20 protein-coding genes are annotated in these 19,336 nt (G+C 61.7%); 3 read left to right on the top strand and 17 right to left on the bottom strand.

What is annotated here, in order from left to right:
* Positions 1-15: 15 nt before the first annotated feature.
* The 16 genes from tatB to ACI3L3_RS06590 all read right to left on the bottom strand — a co-directional run bounded on the left by tatB (position 16) and on the right by ACI3L3_RS06590 (position 15,261).
* Positions 16-339 carry a Sec-independent protein translocase protein TatB gene (gene tatB / locus ACI3L3_RS06665; RefSeq protein WP_404844332.1) on the bottom strand — a complete coding sequence of 108 codons (324 nt, stop codon included), beginning with the start codon at positions 337-339 and terminating at the stop codon, positions 16-18.
* Between the two features lie 76 nt (positions 340-415).
* A complete protein-coding gene (gene guaA / locus ACI3L3_RS06660; RefSeq protein WP_404844331.1) occupies positions 416-1,969 on the bottom strand; it encodes a glutamine-hydrolyzing GMP synthase in 1,554 nt (517 codons plus the stop codon).
* A gap of 30 nt (positions 1,970-1,999) precedes the next feature.
* Positions 2,000-3,514, bottom strand: a complete 1,515-nt coding sequence (guaB, locus tag ACI3L3_RS06655; RefSeq protein WP_404844330.1) for an IMP dehydrogenase — start codon at positions 3,512-3,514, stop codon at positions 2,000-2,002.
* Between the two features lie 76 nt (positions 3,515-3,590).
* Positions 3,591-4,298 carry an ABC transporter ATP-binding protein gene (locus ACI3L3_RS06650; RefSeq protein WP_404844329.1) on the bottom strand — a complete coding sequence of 236 codons (708 nt, stop codon included), beginning with the start codon at positions 4,296-4,298 and terminating at the stop codon, positions 3,591-3,593.
* Positions 4,291-5,076: an ABC transporter ATP-binding protein gene (locus ACI3L3_RS06645; RefSeq protein ID WP_404844328.1), complete on the bottom strand. Its 786-nt coding sequence runs from the start codon at positions 5,074-5,076 to the stop codon at positions 4,291-4,293. The genes ACI3L3_RS06650 and ACI3L3_RS06645 overlap by 8 nt, the downstream gene beginning before the upstream one ends.
* Positions 5,054-6,118 (bottom strand): branched-chain amino acid ABC transporter permease, encoded by a 1,065-nt coding sequence (locus ACI3L3_RS06640; protein WP_404844327.1) that lies wholly within the window; start codon positions 6,116-6,118, stop codon positions 5,054-5,056. Before ACI3L3_RS06640 ends, ACI3L3_RS06645 begins: the two co-directional genes overlap by 23 nt.
* A gap of 64 nt (positions 6,119-6,182) precedes the next feature.
* Positions 6,183-7,076: a branched-chain amino acid ABC transporter permease gene (locus ACI3L3_RS06635; RefSeq protein ID WP_404844326.1), complete on the bottom strand. Its 894-nt coding sequence runs from the start codon at positions 7,074-7,076 to the stop codon at positions 6,183-6,185.
* Positions 7,077-7,306: 230 nt separating this feature from the next.
* Complete coding sequence (locus ACI3L3_RS06630; RefSeq protein WP_404844325.1) at positions 7,307-8,458, bottom strand: ABC transporter substrate-binding protein; 1,152 nt, start codon at positions 8,456-8,458, stop codon at positions 7,307-7,309.
* Positions 8,459-8,895: 437 nt separating this feature from the next.
* On the bottom strand, positions 8,896-9,522 hold the full coding sequence (locus ACI3L3_RS06625; RefSeq protein ID WP_404844324.1) for a tetratricopeptide repeat protein: 627 nt from the start codon (positions 9,520-9,522) through the stop codon (positions 8,896-8,898).
* Positions 9,512-9,652 carry a CcmD family protein gene (locus ACI3L3_RS06620; protein WP_404844323.1) on the bottom strand — a complete coding sequence of 47 codons (141 nt, stop codon included), beginning with the start codon at positions 9,650-9,652 and terminating at the stop codon, positions 9,512-9,514. The genes ACI3L3_RS06625 and ACI3L3_RS06620 overlap by 11 nt, the downstream gene beginning before the upstream one ends.
* Before the next feature lie 45 nt (positions 9,653-9,697).
* Positions 9,698-10,324: a cytochrome c biogenesis protein CcsA gene (ccsA, locus tag ACI3L3_RS06615; protein WP_404845207.1), complete on the bottom strand. Its 627-nt coding sequence runs from the start codon at positions 10,322-10,324 to the stop codon at positions 9,698-9,700.
* A 152-nt stretch (positions 10,325-10,476) separates the two neighbouring features.
* The gene (locus ACI3L3_RS06610; protein ID WP_404844322.1) at positions 10,477-11,154 is read right to left on the bottom strand and encodes a heme exporter protein CcmB; all 678 of its coding nucleotides are present in this window, start codon (positions 11,152-11,154) and stop codon (positions 10,477-10,479) included.
* A complete protein-coding gene (locus ACI3L3_RS06605) occupies positions 11,154-11,819 on the bottom strand; it encodes an ATP-binding cassette domain-containing protein (protein ID WP_404844321.1) in 666 nt (221 codons plus the stop codon). The genes ACI3L3_RS06610 and ACI3L3_RS06605 overlap by 1 nt, the downstream gene beginning before the upstream one ends.
* A 10-nt stretch (positions 11,820-11,829) precedes the next feature.
* Positions 11,830-13,704 (bottom strand): heme lyase CcmF/NrfE family subunit, encoded by a 1,875-nt coding sequence (locus tag ACI3L3_RS06600; protein ID WP_404844320.1) that lies wholly within the window; start codon positions 13,702-13,704, stop codon positions 11,830-11,832.
* 73 nt (positions 13,705-13,777) lie between these two features.
* Entirely contained in the window at positions 13,778-14,209 is a 432-nt protein-coding gene (locus ACI3L3_RS06595; RefSeq protein ID WP_404844319.1) for a cytochrome c maturation protein CcmE, read from the bottom strand.
* Positions 14,210-14,217: 8 nt separating this feature from the next.
* Positions 14,218-15,261, bottom strand: coding sequence for a hemolysin family protein (locus ACI3L3_RS06590; RefSeq protein WP_404844318.1), 1,044 nt, complete (start codon positions 15,259-15,261; stop codon positions 14,218-14,220).
* Positions 15,262-15,477: 216 nt separating this feature from the next.
* Between ACI3L3_RS06590 and ACI3L3_RS06585 the strand changes: the two genes are divergently transcribed.
* The 3 genes from ACI3L3_RS06585 to ACI3L3_RS06575 are packed head-to-tail and all read left to right on the top strand — an operon-like array spanning position 15,478 to position 18,138.
* On the top strand, positions 15,478-16,095 hold the full coding sequence (locus tag ACI3L3_RS06585) for a D-glycero-alpha-D-manno-heptose-1,7-bisphosphate 7-phosphatase (RefSeq protein WP_404844317.1): 618 nt from the start codon (positions 15,478-15,480) through the stop codon (positions 16,093-16,095).
* Positions 16,092-17,126: a glycosyltransferase family 9 protein gene (locus tag ACI3L3_RS06580; RefSeq protein ID WP_404844316.1), complete on the top strand. Its 1,035-nt coding sequence runs from the start codon at positions 16,092-16,094 to the stop codon at positions 17,124-17,126. The genes ACI3L3_RS06585 and ACI3L3_RS06580 overlap by 4 nt, the downstream gene beginning before the upstream one ends.
* Entirely contained in the window at positions 17,119-18,138 is a 1,020-nt protein-coding gene (locus ACI3L3_RS06575) for a glycosyltransferase family 9 protein (protein WP_404844315.1), read from the top strand. The genes ACI3L3_RS06580 and ACI3L3_RS06575 overlap by 8 nt, the downstream gene beginning before the upstream one ends.
* Positions 18,139-18,225: 87 nt before the next feature.
* On the opposite strand, the gene ACI3L3_RS06570 is transcribed toward ACI3L3_RS06575, so the two are convergent.
* The gene (locus tag ACI3L3_RS06570; RefSeq protein ID WP_404844314.1) at positions 18,226-19,053 is read right to left on the bottom strand and encodes a tetratricopeptide repeat protein; all 828 of its coding nucleotides are present in this window, start codon (positions 19,051-19,053) and stop codon (positions 18,226-18,228) included.
* Positions 19,054-19,336 lie beyond the last annotated feature (283 nt).

Raw genomic sequence — 19,336 nt, 5'->3', positions numbered from 1 at the left:
GTGCTGGGTTCCCGCTTAGGCGTTCTTGGAGTCAGCCGCCGCGTCGGCGGATTCCGCCGTGGCTGCGGCGGTGGGCTTCTCGCTGTCTTCGGCCTGTTCGGCCTTGGGGCGAGGGGCGTCCTCGGGCTTGAGTTCGGCCTTGGCGCGGGAGGTCTGCTCCTGCTTTTCCACGCGGTCGACTTCGGCGTCGATGGTGCGCTTGACGTCGTTGGAGACGCGCTTGAATTCGCCCATGGCTTTGCCAAGGCTGCGCGCCATCTGCGGGAGCTTCTTGGGGCCGATGACCAGAAGCGCAATGCCCAATATCAGAAGAAGTTCGGTGCTGCCGATTCCAAACATGGTCCGACCTTGGTTGCAGAGTTAAAGGCGGCGGCGCTGGCCGCGCCGCCGCCCTGTCAAACCGTGATTTACGGTCTTATTCCCATTCGATGGTTCCCGGAGGCTTCGACGAAACGTCGTACACCACGCGGTTGACACCTTTGACTTCGTTAATGATGCGGTTGGACATGCGTGCCAGCAGTTCGGAAGGCAGGCGGGTCCAGTCCGCGGTCATGGCGTCGATGGAATCCACCACACGCAGGGCGATGACATGTTCGTACGTGCGATCATCTCCCATAACCCCGACAGTCTTCAAGGGCAAGAGGACAGCGAAACCCTGCCACACTTTCCTGTACCAACCGGCGGCGTGGAGTTCGTTCTGCACGATCTTGTCGGCCTTGCGCAGAATCTCCAGACGCTCCTCGGTGATCTCGCCAATGACGCGGATAGCCAGACCGGGACCGGGGAAGGGATGGCGCCAGATGATGGAATCCGGCAGACCAAGCTCCACGGCCACGCGGCGGACTTCGTCCTTGAAGAGTTCACGCAGCGGCTCAACGAGGCCCATCTTCATCTTCTCGGGCAGGCCACCCACGTTGTGATGGCTCTTGATGACCACGCTGGGGCCACCCTTGAAGGAGATGGATTCGATGACGTCAGGATACAGCGTCCCCTGGGCCAAGTACTTCACGTTGGGGATCTTGCTGGCTTCGCGGTCGAAGACCTCGATGAAGGTGTGGCCGATGATCTTGCGCTTTTCTTCGGGATCATCCACGCCCTTCAGCTTGTTCAGGAACTCGTCCTGAGCCTGCACCCACACAAGGTTCAGGTCGAAGTGCTCGCGCAGGTAGCCGATGACTTCCTCACCCTCGTTCATGCGCAGCAGACCGTTATCCACAAAGATGCAGGTCAGGCGCTTGCCGATGGCCTTGTGCAGCAGCAGGGCAACCACGGTGGAGTCAATGCCGCCGGACAGGCCGCAGACCACGTGTTCGTCCTCGCCGATGGTGGCGCGCATGTCGGCCACGCAGGAGTCAACGAAGGAGCTCATGGTCCAGGAGGCCTTGAGGCCAGCGACCTTGAACAGGAAGTTCGTCAGGATGAGCGTGCCGTCGTCGGTGTGGGCCACCTCGGGGTGGAACTGCAGGCAGTAGATCTTGCGATCAACGTCCGCCATGGCCGCAACGGGAACGTTGGGCGTGCGGGCCATGATTTCAAAGCCCTCGGGCACAGCGTCCACATGGTCGCCGTGGGACATCCACACAACGTGGTTGTCCTTTTCCGGCAGGCCGTCCCACAGGGGGCAGGAACCGGACAGCTCCAAGTCAGCGCGGCCGTATTCGCGGTCCTCGCTGGCGGAGACGCGTCCACCAAGATTATAGGCCAGAAGCTGCATGCCGTAGCAGATGCCAAGGACAGGCAGGTTCCAGTCGAGGATTTCCTTGTTCAGAACCGGGGAATCCTCGCCGGTGACGCTGGCAGGGCCACCGGACAGAATAATGGCCTGAGGGTCACGGGCCTTGATCTCTTCAGGGGTCGCCTCGCAGGTGAGGATCTCGGAGTACACGCCAGCCTCGCGCACACGGCGCGCGATAAGCTGGGTATACTGGGACCCGTAGTCGAGGATGACGACTGAATCCACGTTTTGCATTGATTAATCCGCCTTGTCTTCAGGGACGGGTTAGTAGGAATCCACCCGGTAGTTCGGGGCTTCCTTGGTAATGATGACATCATGCACATGCGACTCGCGCAGACCCGCGGGGGAAATGCGCGTGAACTGTGCCTTATCCTTGAGTTCCTGAATGGTGCCGCAACCGGTGTAGCCCATGCCGGAGCGCAGGCCGCCGAGCAACTGATAGATGCTGTCGGTCACCGGGCCCTTGTAGGGCACGCGGCCCACAATGCCTTCGGGCACCAGCTTCTTGGAATCGTCGGAAAGTCGACCACCGGAGACAACGGCTTCCTGCTTTTCGGCCTGTGCCTGCTTCTCCTGGAAGTAGCGGTCGGAGCTTCCCTCGCGCATGGCGTCGATGGACCCCATGCCGCGATAAATCTTATAGGTCCGGCCCTGATAGAGAATGGTCTCGCCCGGGCTTTCCTCAGTACCGGCAAACAGCGAGCCCATCATGCAGCAGTCCGCGCCGGCGGCCAGCGCCTTGACGACATCGCCGGAGAACTTGATGCCGCCGTCAGCGATGATGCAGCGGTCAAATTCCTTGGCGGCGCGCACGCCTTCCATAATGGCGGAAATCTGCGGCACGCCCACACCGGCAACCACGCGGGTGGTGCAGATGGAGCCGGGGCCGATGCCGACCTTGACGGTGTCTGCGCCTGCGGTGAACAGGGCCTTGGCGCCGTCGTAGGTGGCCACGTTGCCGGCCACTACGCGGGCCTTGGGGAACTGGGCACGCAGCGCCTCAACGGAGCGCAGAATGTTGGCGGAATGGCCGTGGGCGGAGTCGAGAACGAGGAAGTCCACGCCGGCCCTCAGCAGGGCTTCGGCGCGCTGGTCCCTGTCCTTGCCAACGCCAATGGCGGCGCCAACGCACAGGCGGCCGTGCTCATCCTTGCAGGACATGGGATACTTTTTGATCTTCTCAATGTCCTTAATAGTGATGAGGCCGCGCAGCTTATTCTGGTCGTCCACGACGAGGAGCTTTTCGATGCGGTTGGCATGCAGGTGCTCTTTGGCTTCCTCAAGGGTGGTGCCCACGGGCACGGTGACCAGACGTTCCTTGGTCATCACGTCGCTGACGGGGGTGTCCAGCTTGGTCACAAAGCGCACGTCGCGGTTGGTGAGGATGCCCACAAGCTGGTTATTCTTCACCACCGGCAGGCCGGACACGCGGTAGTCGGACATCACGCCCAGAGCCTGACCGACGGAAATTTCCGGAGGGATGGTGACGGGGTCGAGAATCATTCCGGACTCGGACTTCTTGACCTTTTCGACCTCAAGCGCCTGCTGCTCGATGGTGATGTTCTTGTGGATAACACCAGCACCACCATTGCGCGCGAGAGAGATAGCCATCTCGGACTCGGTCACAGTGTCCATGGCCGCACTGACCAGAGGGATGTTGAGCCGCAAGTCATTCGTCAGCTTGGTGCTCACGTCGACGGAATCCGGCAACACCTCGGAGTAGGCGGGCAGAAGCAGGACATCGTCGAAGGTCAGTCCTCTCAAAACAACTTTTTCCATGATTACGTTACTCCATGCGTCCTTGAAAGGTGGGGTCTGGGGCACGGGCAAGCACCGAAAGGGCGGGACCGACGCTTCAGTCCTCGCCAAGGTAGGCAGCCCGTACCTTTGGATCGTTCAGGAGTTCCTCGGAGGTCCCTTCCATTATCACCTGCCCCGTGGCAAGCACGTAGCCACGGTGGGCAACGGAAAGCGCCATCTGCGCATTCTGCTCCACCAGCAGCACGGTTGTTCCGGCGCGGTTAATCTGTCTGATGACCTCGAAGATATTTTCCACAACGATGGGCGCGAGTCCCAACGAAGGCTCGTCCAAAAGCAGGAGACGTGGCTGTGCCATAAGCGCACGCCCTATGGCAAGCATTTGCTGCTCGCCACCAGATAAAGTTCCGCCATGCTGACGGCGGCGCTCGCGCAAAACGGGGAACAAATCGTAGACCATGTCCGCATCGCGGCGAACGCCGTCCCTGTCTTTACGCAGATATGCGCCCATACGCAAATTCTCTTCCACCGTCAGTGCAGGAAAAATCATCCGCCCCTCCGGAACTTGCGTTACGCCGCGCGCCACAATCCGTTCCGAAGACATCCGGGTAATGTCGTCTCCCTTAAAAGTGATGCGCCCCTCGCGGACCGGGGTGACGCTGCTGATGCTCATAAGCGTTGTGGTCTTGCCCGCACCATTGGCGCCGATGAGGGTCACAACCTCCCCGGCGGCTATGCGCAGGCTCACACCACGCAGCGCGTGAATGCTACCGTAATAGGTGTGTATGCCATCCACTTCAAGCATGCGCGGCTCCCCGTCCAAGATAGGCTTCCACCACTTCCGGTGCTCTGCGTATCACATCCGGCGGCCCTTCGGCCAGCAGAATGCCGTGATCAAGGACCACCAGCCGCTGACAAATGCGCATAACCAGCTTCATGTCATGCTCTATGAGCACCACGGTTACCCCGGCATCCAGTATGCGGTAGACAAGGTCCACCAGCATTTGCGTCTCCTGCGGGTTCATGCCCGCCGCAGGCTCGTCCAGCATGATAAGGCGCGGGCGCGTCGCCAGCGCGCGGGCAATCTCCAGCCGCCGCTGATCGCCATACGGCAAGGACGCCGCGCCGCTCAGCGCCACATCGCCAAGGCCCACAAAGTCAATCCACCGCATGGCCTCGGCCACAATGCGCCGCTCCTCCTCCCGCTGCGAGGCCGTGCGCAGCACCGCGCCCAAAAAGCCCCCGCGCGAGCGGCAATGGCACCCCACCCGCACATTATCAAGCACCGTCAGGTCCGTGAACAGGCGAATGTTCTGAAAGGTCCGGGCCACGCCAAGGGCGGTCACCTTCTCGGGCTTCATGCCATTCATGCGCACCGGGCCGCTTCCGGCGTCAAAAAGCACATCGCCGCGCGTTGGTTTATAGACGCCGGCGATGCAGTTGAACAGCGTCGTCTTGCCCGCGCCGTTCGGCCCGATAAGGCCCAGTATTTCGCCGGGGCGCACGTCAAAGCTCACCTCGGCAAGGGCCATCAGGCCTCCAAATCGTTTACACAGGCCATCAACCCGCAGCAGTGGTTCCACCGCTCTCCTCCTTTTGCCGCGCGCCGGCGGCCCGCTCCTCGGCCCACAGCGCCTTGCCCCGTCCGCCGTCGGCAATGTTGGGGAAAAAGCCGCTGGGCTTAAACCGCATAATCAGCACCATGATGAGACCATAGGCAAGGAACCGCACCTCCGGCGGCATGCCAAGGGCGGGGAGCACCTCGCGCAGCACCTCGCCAAGGCACACAAGGATAACCGCGCCAACCAGCGCCCCGCTCACATTGCCAAGCCCGCCCAGCACCACCATGCACAGCACAAGGAACGACTCCCAAAACTTAAACATGTCCGGCGACAGGAACATGGTCCACCGCGCAAAGAACGAGCCGCCAAGGGCCCCAATCCCGGCGGAAATGGCAAAGGCGATGACCTTGTAGTTCAAAATATTCACGCCGCAGCTGGCCGCGGCCAGCGGGTCCTCGCGCAGGGCAAACCATGCCCGCCCAAGGCGCGAATCCTCCACCCGCCGCACAATGACATACACCAGCGCCGCCATCGCCACCGCCAAATAGAAATACGGCCGCTCGCCAAAGAACTCCCAGAACCAGTCCTCATTGAGAAAGCTCAGGTCCAAGGACACCGGATCAATCCCCGGCAAACCGAGGGGGCCGCGCGTCAGCCAAATTTCATTGGTAAGGAACAGCACCACAAGCTCACTGAACCCAAAGGTAACAATGGCGAAATAGTCCCCGGTCAACCGCAGGGTCGGCGCGCCGAGAAGGATGCCCCACAGCGCGCCATTGAGCGCGGCAAGGGGCACAATAAACCAAAACGGCATGCCATAGTGGATGGTGAGCAGGCCCGAGGTGTACGCGCCAATGCCGTAGAACCCCACAAACCCAAGGTCCAGCAGTCCGCAGAAACCGGGCACGATGTTCAACCCCATGGCCAACACCATGTACACCAGCACCAGCGTCATGACGTGCATCACATACTCACTGGCCCACGGCAGCGCGGGGTACACCAGCGCAAGAGCCAGCCCCACCCCCATCACGCGGCGCAGGATGCGCGTTCTGGCTGTGGTCATAACCGCCCTCCCCCTCTGCCAGGTCCGTTCATATGCGTTGCTCCTTGCGCGTGCGACGGGCGCCCTACGCCTTATCCACAATGGATTTACCCAGCAGGCCGGACGGCCTGAACAGGATAACCGCAATCATCACGGCATACGCCACGCCGTCGCGGTACAGCGACGACACGTAGCCCGCGCCCAGCGCCTCGGCCACGCCAAGGATAACCCCGCCCAGCATCGCACCGGGCACGGAGCCTATGCCGCCAAGCACCGCCGCGGCAAAGGCCTTCACCCCCGCCACATAGCCCATGGTGGGGTACAGCGTGTTGTAATAGACCGACACCAGTACCCCGGCCACCGCGCCCATGGCCGACCCAAGGGCGAAGGTGAAGCCGATGACAAAGTTCACGTTGATGCCCATCAGCGCGGCGGCGGTCTTGTTCTGCGCCAGGGCGCGCATGGCCGTACCGATGCGCGTCCGGGCGATAATGAAGTACAGGACGGCCATCATGGTCAGCGTCACGGCAAAGATGAACACCTGCAGCCACGTCAGGTGCACGCCGCCCATGTCGAGGGCAGTGGCCTTGAGGTAGGCGGGGACGGCTTCCTGCGCGAAGGGCTTGGGGCGGCTGCCCCAGATGACCATGGCCAGATTCTGCAAGAAAATGGACATGCCGATGGCCGTAATGAGCGCCGCCAGACGCGGGGCCTTGCGCAGGGGGCGGTAGGCCACAATATCCAGCAGAATGCCCAGCACCGCGCAGCAGCCCATAGCCAGCACCAGCGCCAAATAAAACGGCATGCCAAACGCGGTGATGAAAGTGACGCAGAAAAACGCGCCCAGCATGTAGATTTCACCGTGGGCGAAGTTGATAAGCTCAATGACGCCGTAGACCATGGTGTAGCCCACGGCGATGAGGGCGTAGATAACGCCAAGGGTCAGGCCGTTGACGAGTTGGGCGAGGAATTGCTCCACGGGGCCTCCTTGGCATAGGGATCACAGAGTCAAGCCGCAGGCAAAAGACGCAGAGGCGACGGTCTTACGGCCCGGCGAGGAAGAGGACATCTCGCCCGCCAGCCGCCGCGCACCCGCCACCAGAGCCACGAACAAAACCCACAGCCCCCGCGCCAACGTGTCCAGCGAACAAGGGCGCAAAGAGGGGGCGCAAAAGGGCCGGAAAGCAGCCGCCCACCGGCCCCCGCATGTTACTGCATTTGCTCGGCGGGAACGAACGCGCCGTCCTTGACCATCTTTACGAAGGCGGGCTTTTGCGCGTCACCGTGTTCGTTGAAGTAGGTCAGCCCGGAGACGCCCTTGTAGCCCTTCTCCGGCGTATTCATCCCGGCCAGATAATCGCGGACCTTGCGGCGGTCCGGTCCGGCCTCGCGAATGGCCTGAAGCAGGATGCCCGCGGCGTCGTAGGCATTGGCGCTCATGTAGTCCACCTCACGGCCAAAGCGCTTGCGGAAGGCGTCCATAAACGCCTGCGCCTCGGGACCTGCCTCGGAGGAGAGGAAGGGCACCGTCAGGTACGTCCCTTCGGCGGCTTCCTTGGCGAGGGTAATGTAGTCCGCGTTGTCAAAGCCGTCCGCGCCAAACTTCAAGACGTCCAGCCCCACTTTTTTGGCCTGTCCGGCAATGAGCGCGCCTTCGTTGTAGTAGCCGGAAATAAACAGCCCGTCGGGGCCAGCCGCCTTCAGCTTGGTGAGCTGCGGTGTAAAGTCAGGCGTGCCCTTGATGTAGGCTTCCTCACCCACAATGGTCAGCCCCAGCGCCATGGCCTGGAGCTTAAAGGCATCCTTGAGGCCGATGCCGTAGTCGTTGTTCTCGTAAAAGATAGCAATGCGCTTGAGACCCAGCTTTTCGGCGGCGTAGCGGGCAAGAAACTTGCCCTGGAAGTCGTCGCGGTACACATCGCGGAAAGACCAGACCAGTCCTTTTCTGTCCTTGTTCTGGTAGCTGATGGTCACGTTGGTCGCCGTGGGCGAAATAGCGGGGATGCCCCGGCGAACGTAGGTCGGCAGCGCCGCAAGATGCGCCGAGGAGCACAGGTGCCCCACCACGCCGACGATGTCGTCGTTACGAGCAATCTTGGCGGCGACGGTGGCGGCTTCCTTAGGGTCGCAAAGTTCGTCGAGGTAGACCACCTCCACCTGCGCGCCATCAATGCCGCCTGCGGCGTTCACTTCATCCACCTTCATCATCACCCCGGCCTTGACGTTGTCGCCATACGGAGCAAGGGGACCTGTAAAGGGCGAGGCACAGGCAATGGTCACCGTTTTCGCCTGAGCGGCCCCAGCCAGCACAAGCAGCCCCACCAGCGCAAGACATACTCCCAACAGACCTTTCATCCGCATAACGCTCTCCTCCGCGGCTTCGCTTCCGTCCGCGACCAGTCAAGATTGCGCCGCCCCAACACACAGGACAGGCTCCGAAGACAGGGTACACTTTTCCACCATGTATAGTGGTGCCACAGCGCCCACACCATGTCAATCGAAGCAGTAAAGAATCAGCACAGATACAGCACACTTGCGCCACAATTGACGCACAAAATCCATTTCACACCACACGGTGCAGTTCATGCCGCACAAACACTCCCAACAACAGCGCCCCATACCGCACAGAAGCATCCCGTCAACATGTATCAATCTTCGCCTGTGCGTCCATACACAGCGTTCTCACGCCGCTGTCCCTTGAGCCATGCGCCCCCACCCTCTTATCCTGCGCGGAACACAAAAAAAGGGAGGAACCGTCATACGGTTCCTCCCTGCTCTTCTTCAGCTCTTCGCGGGGATTAGTGCAGGTGCTTCAGCTGCTCCTGCGCTTCCTTGCGCGACTCTTCGGGGACACCGTCGCCATTGGCAACGGCCTCAAAGTGCTCCCGCGCCTTCTCGGGCTTTTCAAGGAAGTGGGCGTACACAATGCCGAGGTTGTAGTGCGAAATATAATCGCCCGGCTCCAGCGCCACCACGGTTTCAAACTTCTCCGCGGCATCGGCGTAGTGCTCCATGTTGAACTCCGTCAGCCCAAGCAAACGCAGAATCTGCTTGTTGGCGGGTTCCACACTCAGGCCGCGCTCCAGCAGCGCCTTGGCGCGGTCCCACGCCTTCATGCGCATGAACTGCTCGCCAAGGGTATGCAGCACGTGCACGTCCTCGGGGTTTTCCTCCAGCTTGGCCATCAGGGCCTTAATCATCTCCATGGATGCGCCGGACATGGCCTGCCCGCCGCCCTGCTGCGAGCCTGTGTGCTCCACATGCTGCGTCAGGGACGGGTGCTTGGCGCGGTAGACGAGAGAACCGGCGAACAGTGCCACCAGCCCTACCGCCATCAGCAGCAGGAGAACCTGTCGGCCGCCCGGGCCCTGCGCATTTTGCGGGGCGGAGGCGGTGTCATTGGCCGTCGTTTTCTTAGCTGTCATCGTGAATGTGCTCCATCTGCCGAAGCCGGGTCTCGAAGCGGCGCTGCTTTGCGCCAAGCAGCAGCAAGTAGCCGCCCACTCCAAGCCAAACAGCCACATTGGCGGTCAAAAGGTATCCGGTGTAATCCATGACGAACTCCCCGCCCCCACTTCGTCGGAGGCCGTGTGTTGTCGTTTAGTGCATTCCGCCCTTGGCAAGGGCGTCGAGTTTCTCTCCGGCTGCAAGCTGGCGCGCGCGGATGGTCGTCACGCACAGCCACAAAAGGCCATAGGCGGCAAGGGAGACAAAGAGCGTTGTCAGCATCTCCGGCTCCAGCCCGCCACCCTGCTTGGCAAAAACAGCCGGATGGATGCTCCGCCACATGCGGGCGGAGTAAAAGACCAGCGGCACGTCCAAAAAGGCGACAATCCCCACCACGGCGCAAACCGTGGCGCGGCGTTCCTCGCCAATGCCACTGGCGCGCAGGATAAGGTACGCGCAGTAGACGAACCACATAATCAGCGTGGTGGTCAGACGCGGGTCCCACGTCCACCACACGCCCCACGAGGCGCGGCCCCATACGGAACCCGTCACCAGCGCAAGGCCCGCAAACAGCACGCCCACCTCAGCGGCAGCACCGCCCAGATGGTCAAAGCGCGATGTCCGTTTCAGCAGAAACAGCACCCCGGCCACAAACACGACGAAGAAGCTAAACAGCGCCCACCATGCAAGGCCAAGGTGAAAGTAAAAAATCTTCTGGACCGGACCAAGGGTCTCCTCCACGGGGGCATACACCCAGATGAACCACTGGCTCACGGCCATGGCCAGCGCGCAGGCGACTGCGGCAAAGGGAAGCCAGTTCGTGCGGCTGTTCACTCGTTCTCTCTCCGTTTGGGTAGATCGTCGCCGTCCGTCCACAGCGCGCTGCGCACGGATGGCGGCCAAACTGTATTCAATGCGTCGCCAGACGCCCTTTAGCCTTCGGCCCCATACACATGCGGGAACAAAAACAGGGCCGCGCCCGTAAACAGCGCGTCAAAGGCTCCGGCCAATCCCAGCCAACCCATAAGGCCGCTGGTGCTCTCTCCGGCAAAGTACGCGCCGCCAATGCTGACGCCAGCCAGCAACAGCGGAATGAGCAAAGGAAACAAAATCACCGTCAGCAGCGATTCCTTGGCGGCCTGCCCCTGCGCCAGCGCGCCAAGCAGCGCGCCCAGCACCACAACGCCCCAGTCCACAGCAACAAGGGTGGCCAACATCACCAAACAGTCCGCATGCACGTCCTGCCCAAGGAAGACCACCGCCGCCGGAACAAACACAAGCTGCGAGGCAAAAAGCAGCGCAAAACCGGCAAGGGCCTTGCCCAGCCACACCCCGTGCACCGGAATGGGCGACAACAACAGCGCCGTCCGCGCGCCGTTCATCTCCTCCAACCCATACAGAGTATTGAAGATGAGCACCTGCGAAAAGCACGAGGCCAGCCAAAAAATACCCGCCGCGGCCTGCGCGGGAACAAGCTCCCCGGCGGGTCGCGACGTGCTGAACACAAAAATAAGCAAAAGGCCCAACAAAATGGGCTGCGCAAGACCAACGCCCCCGGACAGCACAAGGCGCATATCCTTGCGGGCAATGGCAACAGCGGAAGCGAACATTACGCGCCACCTCCCACAGCCACAGCCCCGGTCGGCACATAGTCCGCCGCCGGGCCAAAGTAGCCCACAGTGCGGCCCTCTATGGCAAGGACGGTGTCCGCACGGTGCAGGTCGCCCGCCACATCGTGGCTGACCCACACAATGGTCGCCCCACGCTCACGGGCCGCGGCGATTTCGCCGTACAGCACCTCCTGCGAGCGCACATCAAGCCCCGTTCCCGGCTCGTCAAGGAAGAGCAGTTCCGGGTCCAGCATAAACACGCGGGCCAGCGACAGGCGCTGGGCCATCCCGCGCGAGAAGGACCCCGCCTCCTCAAAGGCCGCCGCCTTCAGGCCCACCCGGTCCAGCATGCGCACAAGGGTGGTCTCGCTGGTGTCCGCGCCATAGAGCTTGGCCCAAAAGGCAAGGTTCTCCACGGCGCTGAGCTTGGGGTAGATGAAGGTCTGGTGGCCCACGTAGGCAACGCGGTCCTGCGAGGCGGCGCAGTGGACGGACCCGGCGGAAGGCCGGGCCAGTCCGGACAATATCTTCAGGAGCGTGGATTTGCCCGCGCCATTCTCGCCAACCAGCAGCAAGACGCGGCCGCGCTCCAGCTCGAAGCTCATCTTCTTAAAGACGAGCTTCGAGCCGTAGAACTTAGCAACATTCTCAAGTCGAAGCATCATGCCGACTTTCCTACGCTTTTCTGCGGCGGAAAGCCAGTAGCGGCAGGATGGACATCAGGGTGCCGCCAATCCAAATCCAGTTCACCAAAGGATTCACGCTGATGCGCAGGGAAACGCTCCCTTCCTTGGTGGACCCGATAAGGGTGGCATAGATTTCATCGCCAAGGCCCGGAATAACGGACACTTCGGCAAAGACATTTTTGTTGTTGCGGTAGGCCCGGCGCTGCGGCGTCAGTTCGCCCACATGCTTGCCGTCCTTGTCCACGGACAGCAGCACCTCAAAGTAGGCCATACCGGGCGTGGAGACTTCCTCGCTGTCTTTGTAGGTCACGGTGTACTCGGCAACCTGCATGCTCTGGCCAGGCTCCAGAACCGCCTCATTCTCCACCTTGTAGGGGCCGGAGAAGGCGATGCCCAGCGTCATCAGCAGCAGACCAACGTGCACGCCGTAGGCCGCAAGAGAGGACGGGTTGCGCAACATATCGCGACGGGTCATGAACAGGCCCACAATGCCCGCAAGGCCCACACACGCCGCCACCGCGCCCATCAGGGCCACGGGGTGGCGCACGCCAACCATCCAGAAAAACCCTGCAGCGGGCAGGATGGCCGCGCACACGGCGTAGAACATCTTCTTGTCGCGGATGCCGCCCTTCCAGCCAAGCCACGGGCAGAACACGAGGAAGACCGAAATAAGCGCAAACAGCGGCAGGCAAACCTTGTTGTAGAAGTCCGCCTCAAGGCCGATGGGCTGCTGGCTCCAGATGGTGGAGATAACAGGCCACAAAATGCCAAGGAACACCACAAAGCCGATGGCGAGGAACATCCACGCAGCTAGGAACAACAGCCCCGGACGCGAGAACAGGTCGTCCAGCGGGCGGGCATCCGGCTCCTTGGCGGAGAAGGTGGCAATAATCGCCACAATCAGACCGCCCACCATAAAGAGCAGAATCGGCTCGCCAAGTTCACTGGTGCCAAAGGCATGCAGGGAGTCCACAACGCCGCTTCGCACCACATAGGTGGCAAAGATGCACAGGAGGAACGTCAGCGCGATGAAGAAGACGTTGGTCCGGTGCAGGGAGTTGCGGCGGGACTGGATGATGGCCGTATGCACAAAGGCCGTCGAGGCCAACCACGGCACAAGGGAGGAGTTTTCAACCGGGTCCCATGCCCAGTAGCCGCCCCAGCCCAGCTCCATGTAGGACCACCACGCACCAAGGATGATGCCTGCGGTCAGGAACATCCACGCAAACAGCACCCACTTGCGGCCATGCTCCAGCCACGGCTGCTGCTCGCGGTTCACCCACGACGCCAGCGCCAAGCAACACGGCACGGTAAAGCCGCCATAGCCAAGGAACAGCAGGGGCGGATGGAAAATCATGCCCGGATTCTGCAGCAGCGGATTCAGGCCGTTGCCCTGTGCGGGCGCGGGCGACAGCTCCAGAAACGGATTGGACGGGCCGGAAAGAATATACAGGAAGAAGGCCGACACCGTGTGGTGAAACAGCCAGAACCACGTTTTGGTCTGCGGACTGAGGCCGCGGTAATGTTCTGTGGCGGAATACACGGCGCCGCAGGCCACAACCACGAGAGCCCAAAACAGAAACGACCCGGCCTGCCCGGCCCAAAAGGCCGTGACCGTGTAAAACATGGGCAGGAAGGTATCGGTATATTGCGCAACGTATTGCAGGGAGAAGTCGCGGCCAACCAGTGCGCGAAGAAGCACGGCACTGGCGGCGACCACAAGGGCCAGCATGGCCAACTGACCACGCTCATGCCACACGGAGAACCCGCGCTTGCCGGTCCATGCCGCGTACAGGGAAAGGCCACCAAGCCCCAGCGAAAAGAGCAGAGCAGCCAACAAACAGTAATGGGCGAAAAGATGCATCGTCACCTCGTCAGAGAAGACCCGGCCAAGGCCGGGCGTGAGAGTGGCGCAAAGGAGGGGGAACAGGTGCGCATCAGCCGTTCTGAGCTTTTTCCTGCTCGCGCTGCTTCTTGTATTTGGAGGGGCACTTGGTCATGAGGGTCCGAGCGCCAAAGACGCCGGTAGTGGAATCAACACCGCCTTCGACAATAACTTCGGCACCGGGCTTGAAGGTGTCGGGCACCACGCCGTCGTACTCCACCGCGATGGAGTCCTTGTTGCCGCTTTTGTCCAGCAGGCGGAACTGCACGCCTTTCTGACCGGGACCGCCAACGATGTCCTGAGCGGCAACGGTGCCAAACAGACGCACGTTGGAAAGCTCACCCACGGGCATGGCCCGCGCTTCGGAAACGTTCAGAAAATACACACTGTTTTGTGACAGGCCGGAATACACAAGCGATCCCAGACCGCCCACGAGAAGGAGCAGGGCCACAATGTAGACTGTCTTGTTCGTTTTCTTCGCCATATATGGTCCTATCTGGATTTTTTCACCGCCCGGGCAAGCTCGGCGCGGCGTTGACGGGCAAGTTCCCGCATGTCTGTCACTTCGTCGGTCTCGTCCACGATTTCCTTACCAAGGATTTCCTCAAGAACGTCCTCCAGCGTTACCACGCCGGACAGCCCGCCATATTCGTCCAGAACCACACACAAATGCGTGCGCGATCCCAAAAATTTACCCAGCAGCCTGTCCAGGGTCAAGGTATCCAGCACAAAGAGCACAGGCTTCATGAGGTCCATCAAGCGGCGGTCCTCAAGGTCCTCGGCGGCGGCTTCCAGCACGTCGCGCCGGAAGACGATACCCACGATGTCCTCGGGGTCCTCATCGTAGACGGGCACGCGGCTGTGCGCCCAGCAGTGCGTGTCCTCGCGCGCCTCGGCCACCGTCATGGACGAGGGCAGTGACGACACCACAGTACGCGGCGTCATAATCTCGCGCACCACCTTCACATCCAGTTGCAGGATGTTGCGGATGGACTCTTCCTCGTACGGCTTCAGCACCCCGGAACGGCGCGAGAGCGCGGCAAGGGCGGTGATGTCCTCTTCCGTGGCCGATGGGCCGGCGGACTTGGGCTCGCACAGTCTGGACACCCAGCCCAGCACCCAAATGGCGGGCTTAAGGAGCCAGACCAGCCCACCCATGGGCCGCGCCAACAGCGGCGCAAGGGTCCGCGTATACTGCACACCCACGGTCTTCGGCAAAATCTCCGAAAACACAAGGATGATGACGGTGAACACAAGGGTGAAGTACAGCAGATTCTCGGAGCCAAAGAGCTTGTCCGCCGCAGCGCCCGCTATGGCCGCGCCTGCTGTGTGCGCCACCGTGTTCAGTGTCAGGATGGCCGCGATGGGCTCGTCAATATTCATCCTGAGGGCGTAGAGGCGGTGTCCGGACTTGGAGTTCGCCTTTCTTAACCGCTCTATAACGCTCCACGGCACTGAATACAGCGCCGCCTCGCTCACCGAGCAAAACATGGAGACCCCGGTGGCGAGAACGATGGCCAGAATGAGTTCAAGCACAGCGGACTCCACCGGTTCCGGCTTCTGAAATTTTTTCGCTAATCAAGCATTGGTGCGGTTTCACAGGTTCCTCTTTACTGTTTGGCTGTCTACCAGAGCTCCGCGCCTGCGCGCAAGTGATAATAGTTGCACATGGCCCCACTCTTGACGCCGCGCCTGTTGTGGCTCACAAAGAGACGCGTAACGGCGAGACCGCCTATACCCTATCTTCTTCTTATGGAAAACATCGAAAACGTCATCCTCGACCGAGACGGAACCGTCATCGTCGACAAGCACTACCTGCACGATCCCGCAGGCGTTGAACTTCTTCCCGGTGCGGGAGAGGGGCTTACGCTTTTGGCGCGCGCCGGAATACGCCTGTTCATTGCCACCAACCAATCCGGCATCGGCCGGGGCTATTTTCCCGAGGCGGACTACCACGCCGTGGACGCCCGCCTGCGTGACATGCTCGCGGACTACGGCGTCAGCATTGTGGACACCGCCTTCTGCCCCCACGCCCCGGATGCGCCCTGCAACTGCCGCAAACCCGCCACGGGCATGTGGTCGCGCCTTGCCGCCGACCATGGGCTGACACCGGCGAACACTGTCATGATTGGCGACAAGGACGCAGACGTGCGCTTTGGCCTTGAGGCCGGGCTGGCCGCCAGTATTCTGGTGCTGACCGGCAAAGGTGCGGGGGAGCTGGACAAGTACGCCCTTGGCGCGCCGCTCTCCATCTGGACCCGGCCTTCGCCGCGCCCTGCGGGCGCGCCCCACGTCGTTGCCCGCGACCTTGGCGCGGCATGCGATTTCATTCTACATCATAACGCCACAATCGGCGAATCAGTCACATGATCAAAATCGGCATCTGGAACACCGCCTTTCTTGGCGATGCCATCCTGACCCTTCCGCTTCTCCACTCCGTCTCGCAGGCTTACCCCGAGGCGGAGCTTCACTTTTTTGTGCGCAAAGGCGTGGACAGCCTGTTTACGGCCCAGCCGGAACTGACATCCGTGCGCGGTTTTGACAAGCGCGGCAAAGAAAAGGGCCTTCGCGGCGCGTACCGCCTTGGGCGCTCGCTGGCGCAGGAAGGCTTTGACCTGTGGATAAGCCCCCACACCAGCCTGCGCAGCGGCCTCATTGCGCGCTGGACGTCGGCAAGCCGCCGTATTGGCTACAATTCCCCATGGTTCAACAACTGGCTCTACACCCACACCGTGGACCGCGCCTTTGACCAGTTGGAGGAAATTGAGCGCCTTGGCAAACTCCTTGAGCCGCTGAGCATTCCGTCCACCACCAAGCCCACGCTGGTGCTCCCGCCGCAGGCGCGGGTGCGCGCGCGAAACTTTTTCGCGGATATCGACGCCCCCACCCTTGGCATTCATCCCGGCTCCACATGGCCCACCAAGCAGTGGCCGCTGGAATACTTTGCCAGCGTCATGCGCAGCGCCGCCGACGCGGGCATCCACGTCCTCCTCTTTGCCGGACCGGACGAAGTCCACCTTGCTGAAGAGGTTCTGCGCCTGTCTGGCGTCTCGCCGGACAGCGGTCAGGTCTCCAACCTTGCAGGGCAACTGAGCCTGCCTGAGCTTGGGGCGTATATCGCTGGCGTGGACTGCTACCTGTCCGGCGACTCCGGTCCCATGCATCTGGCGTGGGTGCAGGGCACGCCGCTGGTGGCCATCTTTGGCCCCACGGTGCGCGAACTTGGATTCTTCCCGCGTGGGCAGCACTCCACGGTGCTGGAAAATCCGCTGGATTGCCGCCCCTGCTCCCTGCACGGTCCCCGGCAGTGCCCCAAGGGCCACCACGACTGCATGCGCGGCATCACACCCGACGCCGCGTGGGACGCCGTACGAACCACACTGGAGCAGACGCGTGGCTAAGGCGCTTCCCACCTCATGGCTTGTTGTGCGTATGTCTGCCCTTGGCGACGTGGTGCTGACCACTGGCGTCTTGGACCACCTGCATGCCACACGCGGCTGGACCTTCCACGTCCTGACCAAAAAGCCCAATGCCCCGGTGCTAACCGGACACCCGGCCATAGAAAACACCGTCATGCCCGAGGACGCCTCCCTTAAGGGCCTCAAATGGGTGCAGGCCGCGCGCGAACTGGCCGCACGCTATAACGGCTGGGGGCTTCTCGACCTGCACGGCACCCTGCGGTCCATGGTGCTGGCCACATTCTGGCGCGGTCCGGTGCGGCGGTATCCAAAATTTTCGCTGACGCGGCGGCTGTACGGCCGGTTTGGCTGGCAGTGGGCGGGGGACAGCCTGACATCGCTCAATGTCCCGCAGCGCTACGCCCGCGCCGTGGAGCGCGGCACCGTCCCGGCCTCCGCCGTGCGCCCCGTCATTCACCTGAGCGAGGCTGAACGCGCCGAGGCTCGGGGGATTCTGTCCCGCCACAACCTCGCGGCGCCCATCGCCGCCCTGCATCCCTACGCCACGCACGACGGTAAAAAATGGCCGGACGACTCATGGCGCGAGCTGGCGGAGCGGCTGCTTGCCGCCGGATGGCAGTGCCTCATTATCGGGCACGACCCCGCCCCGCTTTACGGCGCATCCGCGCCCGAGGGCGTCACCGACCTCACCAGCGCCACCACCCTGCGCCAAACCTGCGCCCTGCTGGAGCAGTGCTCCGTGCTGGTCACGGGCGACTCCGGTCCCATGCACCTCGGCACCGCTGTGCGCACCCGCACCGTGGGCCTGTTTGGCCCCACCACGCGGCACTGGGGCTTCTTTCCCAGCGGCGAGCACGACACCGTGCTGGAATCCGCCCTGCCCTGCCGCCCCTGCTCCCTGCACGGCGGACGCGGCTGTGACCGCGGCGTCCAGTGCATGAGGGACATCACGCCAGACGCCGTCTTCCGCGCCGTTACCGCGCCGCAGCCATAACACGCATCACTTTTGCCAACGCGAAGGGCCGCCTCCGGTATACCGGAGGCGGCCCTTCGCGTGACGGCATATGATACCAGCACCGCGCTAGCGGAAAATGCGCTTCTCTGTCAGTTCCACAATCTTTTTGGCCTTGGCGAGGCTTTTGTCGGCGTCGTAGGCCTGTTTGGCGTAGTCGTAGGCTTCGTCGTACTTGCGCCACTCAATATACATCTCCGCCATGTGCAGCAAGGTCTTAGGGTGTGACCCAAAGGTCCGCAGGGCGTAGCGGTACATCTTTTCCATCTTGGGATATTCGCGGGCATTCTTGTAAGCCTGCACGGCGTAGGCAAGGGCCTTACTGTCGCGGGGGTTGAGGAGCAGCGCCTTTTCCAGCACTTCTCCGGCCTCGAAATACAGCCCGGCCTTAAGCATCCGCGCCCCGGCTTCACGCAGGACGCCTTCCTCGCGGCCAAACTCCTCAATGGCGTGGCGGAGAAGGCTTTTGCCCTTGGGGAATTCCTTTTTGTTGAAGGCCTGCTGCGCCTTGGCAAAGAGGAGCTTCTTACGTTGGGCGCGCTTGGCCTCGGCGTCCTCCTCAGCTTCCTTTTCCTTTGCCTCCAGCACCTCAAGGGTCTTGACAAAAAAGGCGAAAATCTGCCGCTCCGTCCCCCGGCGGAAGGTGACATACGGCCCAGCCTTCACGCCCTTGGACCGCATAAAGGCCTTTACCTCGGGATGCCGGTTGAAGTCCTTGAGGAATTCCTGCAGGTGAACCTCCACCTCAAACCGGGCACGCCCGAATATTTTACGGGACATCATTTGCCGCACTCCAGAGGCCGCATGGAGCAACGCCTTCGCGATGTTGCCCTTATGCAGTGCACTTTTGGCGCGTGCAAAGTCCTCACGCACCCTTTTGTCTGGAGTATCAAACATGGCATCTCCCGCCACCGGAAATTCCCCGCGCGGAGAGCGTTTCCAGCTTATTCATGAATTGCACATCCGGTAAAACTATTCAAGGCTGAGGCAAGGGTTTGCGCCGCGAAGGTTCTGGCCTCCCTTGGTTTTCGACGCATGTGTCCCATATTGAGTCCAGCCGTCTGATATACAATATTTTTACGGCAAACAACCGTTCGGCCACGCTTTTTGCCGCAATGGGATACTGGAGCGGCATTTTCCGCCCCGTTTTCAGGCCACACCACTTCCCGGCAAAACGCCG

The organism is Desulfobaculum sp. SPO524 (genome assembly GCF_044987625.1).
In the GTDB taxonomy this organism is placed as follows: domain Bacteria; phylum Desulfobacterota; class Desulfovibrionia; order Desulfovibrionales; family Desulfovibrionaceae; genus Desulfobaculum.
The sequence above is the reverse complement of the archived record's forward strand: the minus strand, read 5'-3'. Positions and strand labels throughout refer to the sequence as shown.

Excerpts from the sequence above, each read along its gene's own strand:
- guaA (WP_404844331.1), bottom strand. The coding sequence starts at position 1,969 with ATGCAAAACGTGGATTCAGTCGTCATCCTCGACTACGGGTCCCAGTAT.
- ACI3L3_RS06595 (WP_404844319.1), bottom strand. The coding sequence starts at position 14,209 with ATGGCGAAGAAAACGAACAAGACAGTCTACATTGTGGCCCTGCTCCTT.
- ACI3L3_RS06640 (WP_404844327.1), bottom strand. The coding sequence starts at position 6,118 with ATGACCACAGCCAGAACGCGCATCCTGCGCCGCGTGATGGGGGTGGGG.
- ACI3L3_RS06630 (WP_404844325.1), bottom strand. The coding sequence starts at position 8,458 with ATGCGGATGAAAGGTCTGTTGGGAGTATGTCTTGCGCTGGTGGGGCTG.
- ACI3L3_RS06605 (WP_404844321.1), bottom strand. The coding sequence starts at position 11,819 with ATGATGCTTCGACTTGAGAATGTTGCTAAGTTCTACGGCTCGAAGCTC.
- ACI3L3_RS06570 (WP_404844314.1), bottom strand. The coding sequence starts at position 19,053 with ATGTTTGATACTCCAGACAAAAGGGTGCGTGAGGACTTTGCACGCGCC.
- ACI3L3_RS06625 (WP_404844324.1), bottom strand. The coding sequence starts at position 9,522 with ATGACAGCTAAGAAAACGACGGCCAATGACACCGCCTCCGCCCCGCAA.
- ACI3L3_RS06610 (WP_404844322.1), bottom strand. The coding sequence starts at position 11,154 with ATGTTCGCTTCCGCTGTTGCCATTGCCCGCAAGGATATGCGCCTTGTG.
- ACI3L3_RS06620 (WP_404844323.1), bottom strand. The coding sequence starts at position 9,652 with ATGGATTACACCGGATACCTTTTGACCGCCAATGTGGCTGTTTGGCTT.
- ACI3L3_RS06600 (WP_404844320.1), bottom strand. The coding sequence starts at position 13,704 with ATGCATCTTTTCGCCCATTACTGTTTGTTGGCTGCTCTGCTCTTTTCG.
- ACI3L3_RS06650 (WP_404844329.1), bottom strand. The coding sequence starts at position 4,298 with ATGCTTGAAGTGGATGGCATACACACCTATTACGGTAGCATTCACGCG.
- ccsA (WP_404845207.1), bottom strand. The coding sequence starts at position 10,324 with ATGGCCGTGAGCCAGTGGTTCATCTGGGTGTATGCCCCCGTGGAGGAG.
- ACI3L3_RS06580 (WP_404844316.1), top strand. The coding sequence starts at position 16,092 with ATGATCAAAATCGGCATCTGGAACACCGCCTTTCTTGGCGATGCCATC.
- guaB (WP_404844330.1), bottom strand. The coding sequence starts at position 3,514 with ATGGAAAAAGTTGTTTTGAGAGGACTGACCTTCGACGATGTCCTGCTT.
- ACI3L3_RS06585 (WP_404844317.1), top strand. The coding sequence starts at position 15,478 with ATGGAAAACATCGAAAACGTCATCCTCGACCGAGACGGAACCGTCATC.
- tatB (WP_404844332.1), bottom strand. The coding sequence starts at position 339 with ATGTTTGGAATCGGCAGCACCGAACTTCTTCTGATATTGGGCATTGCG.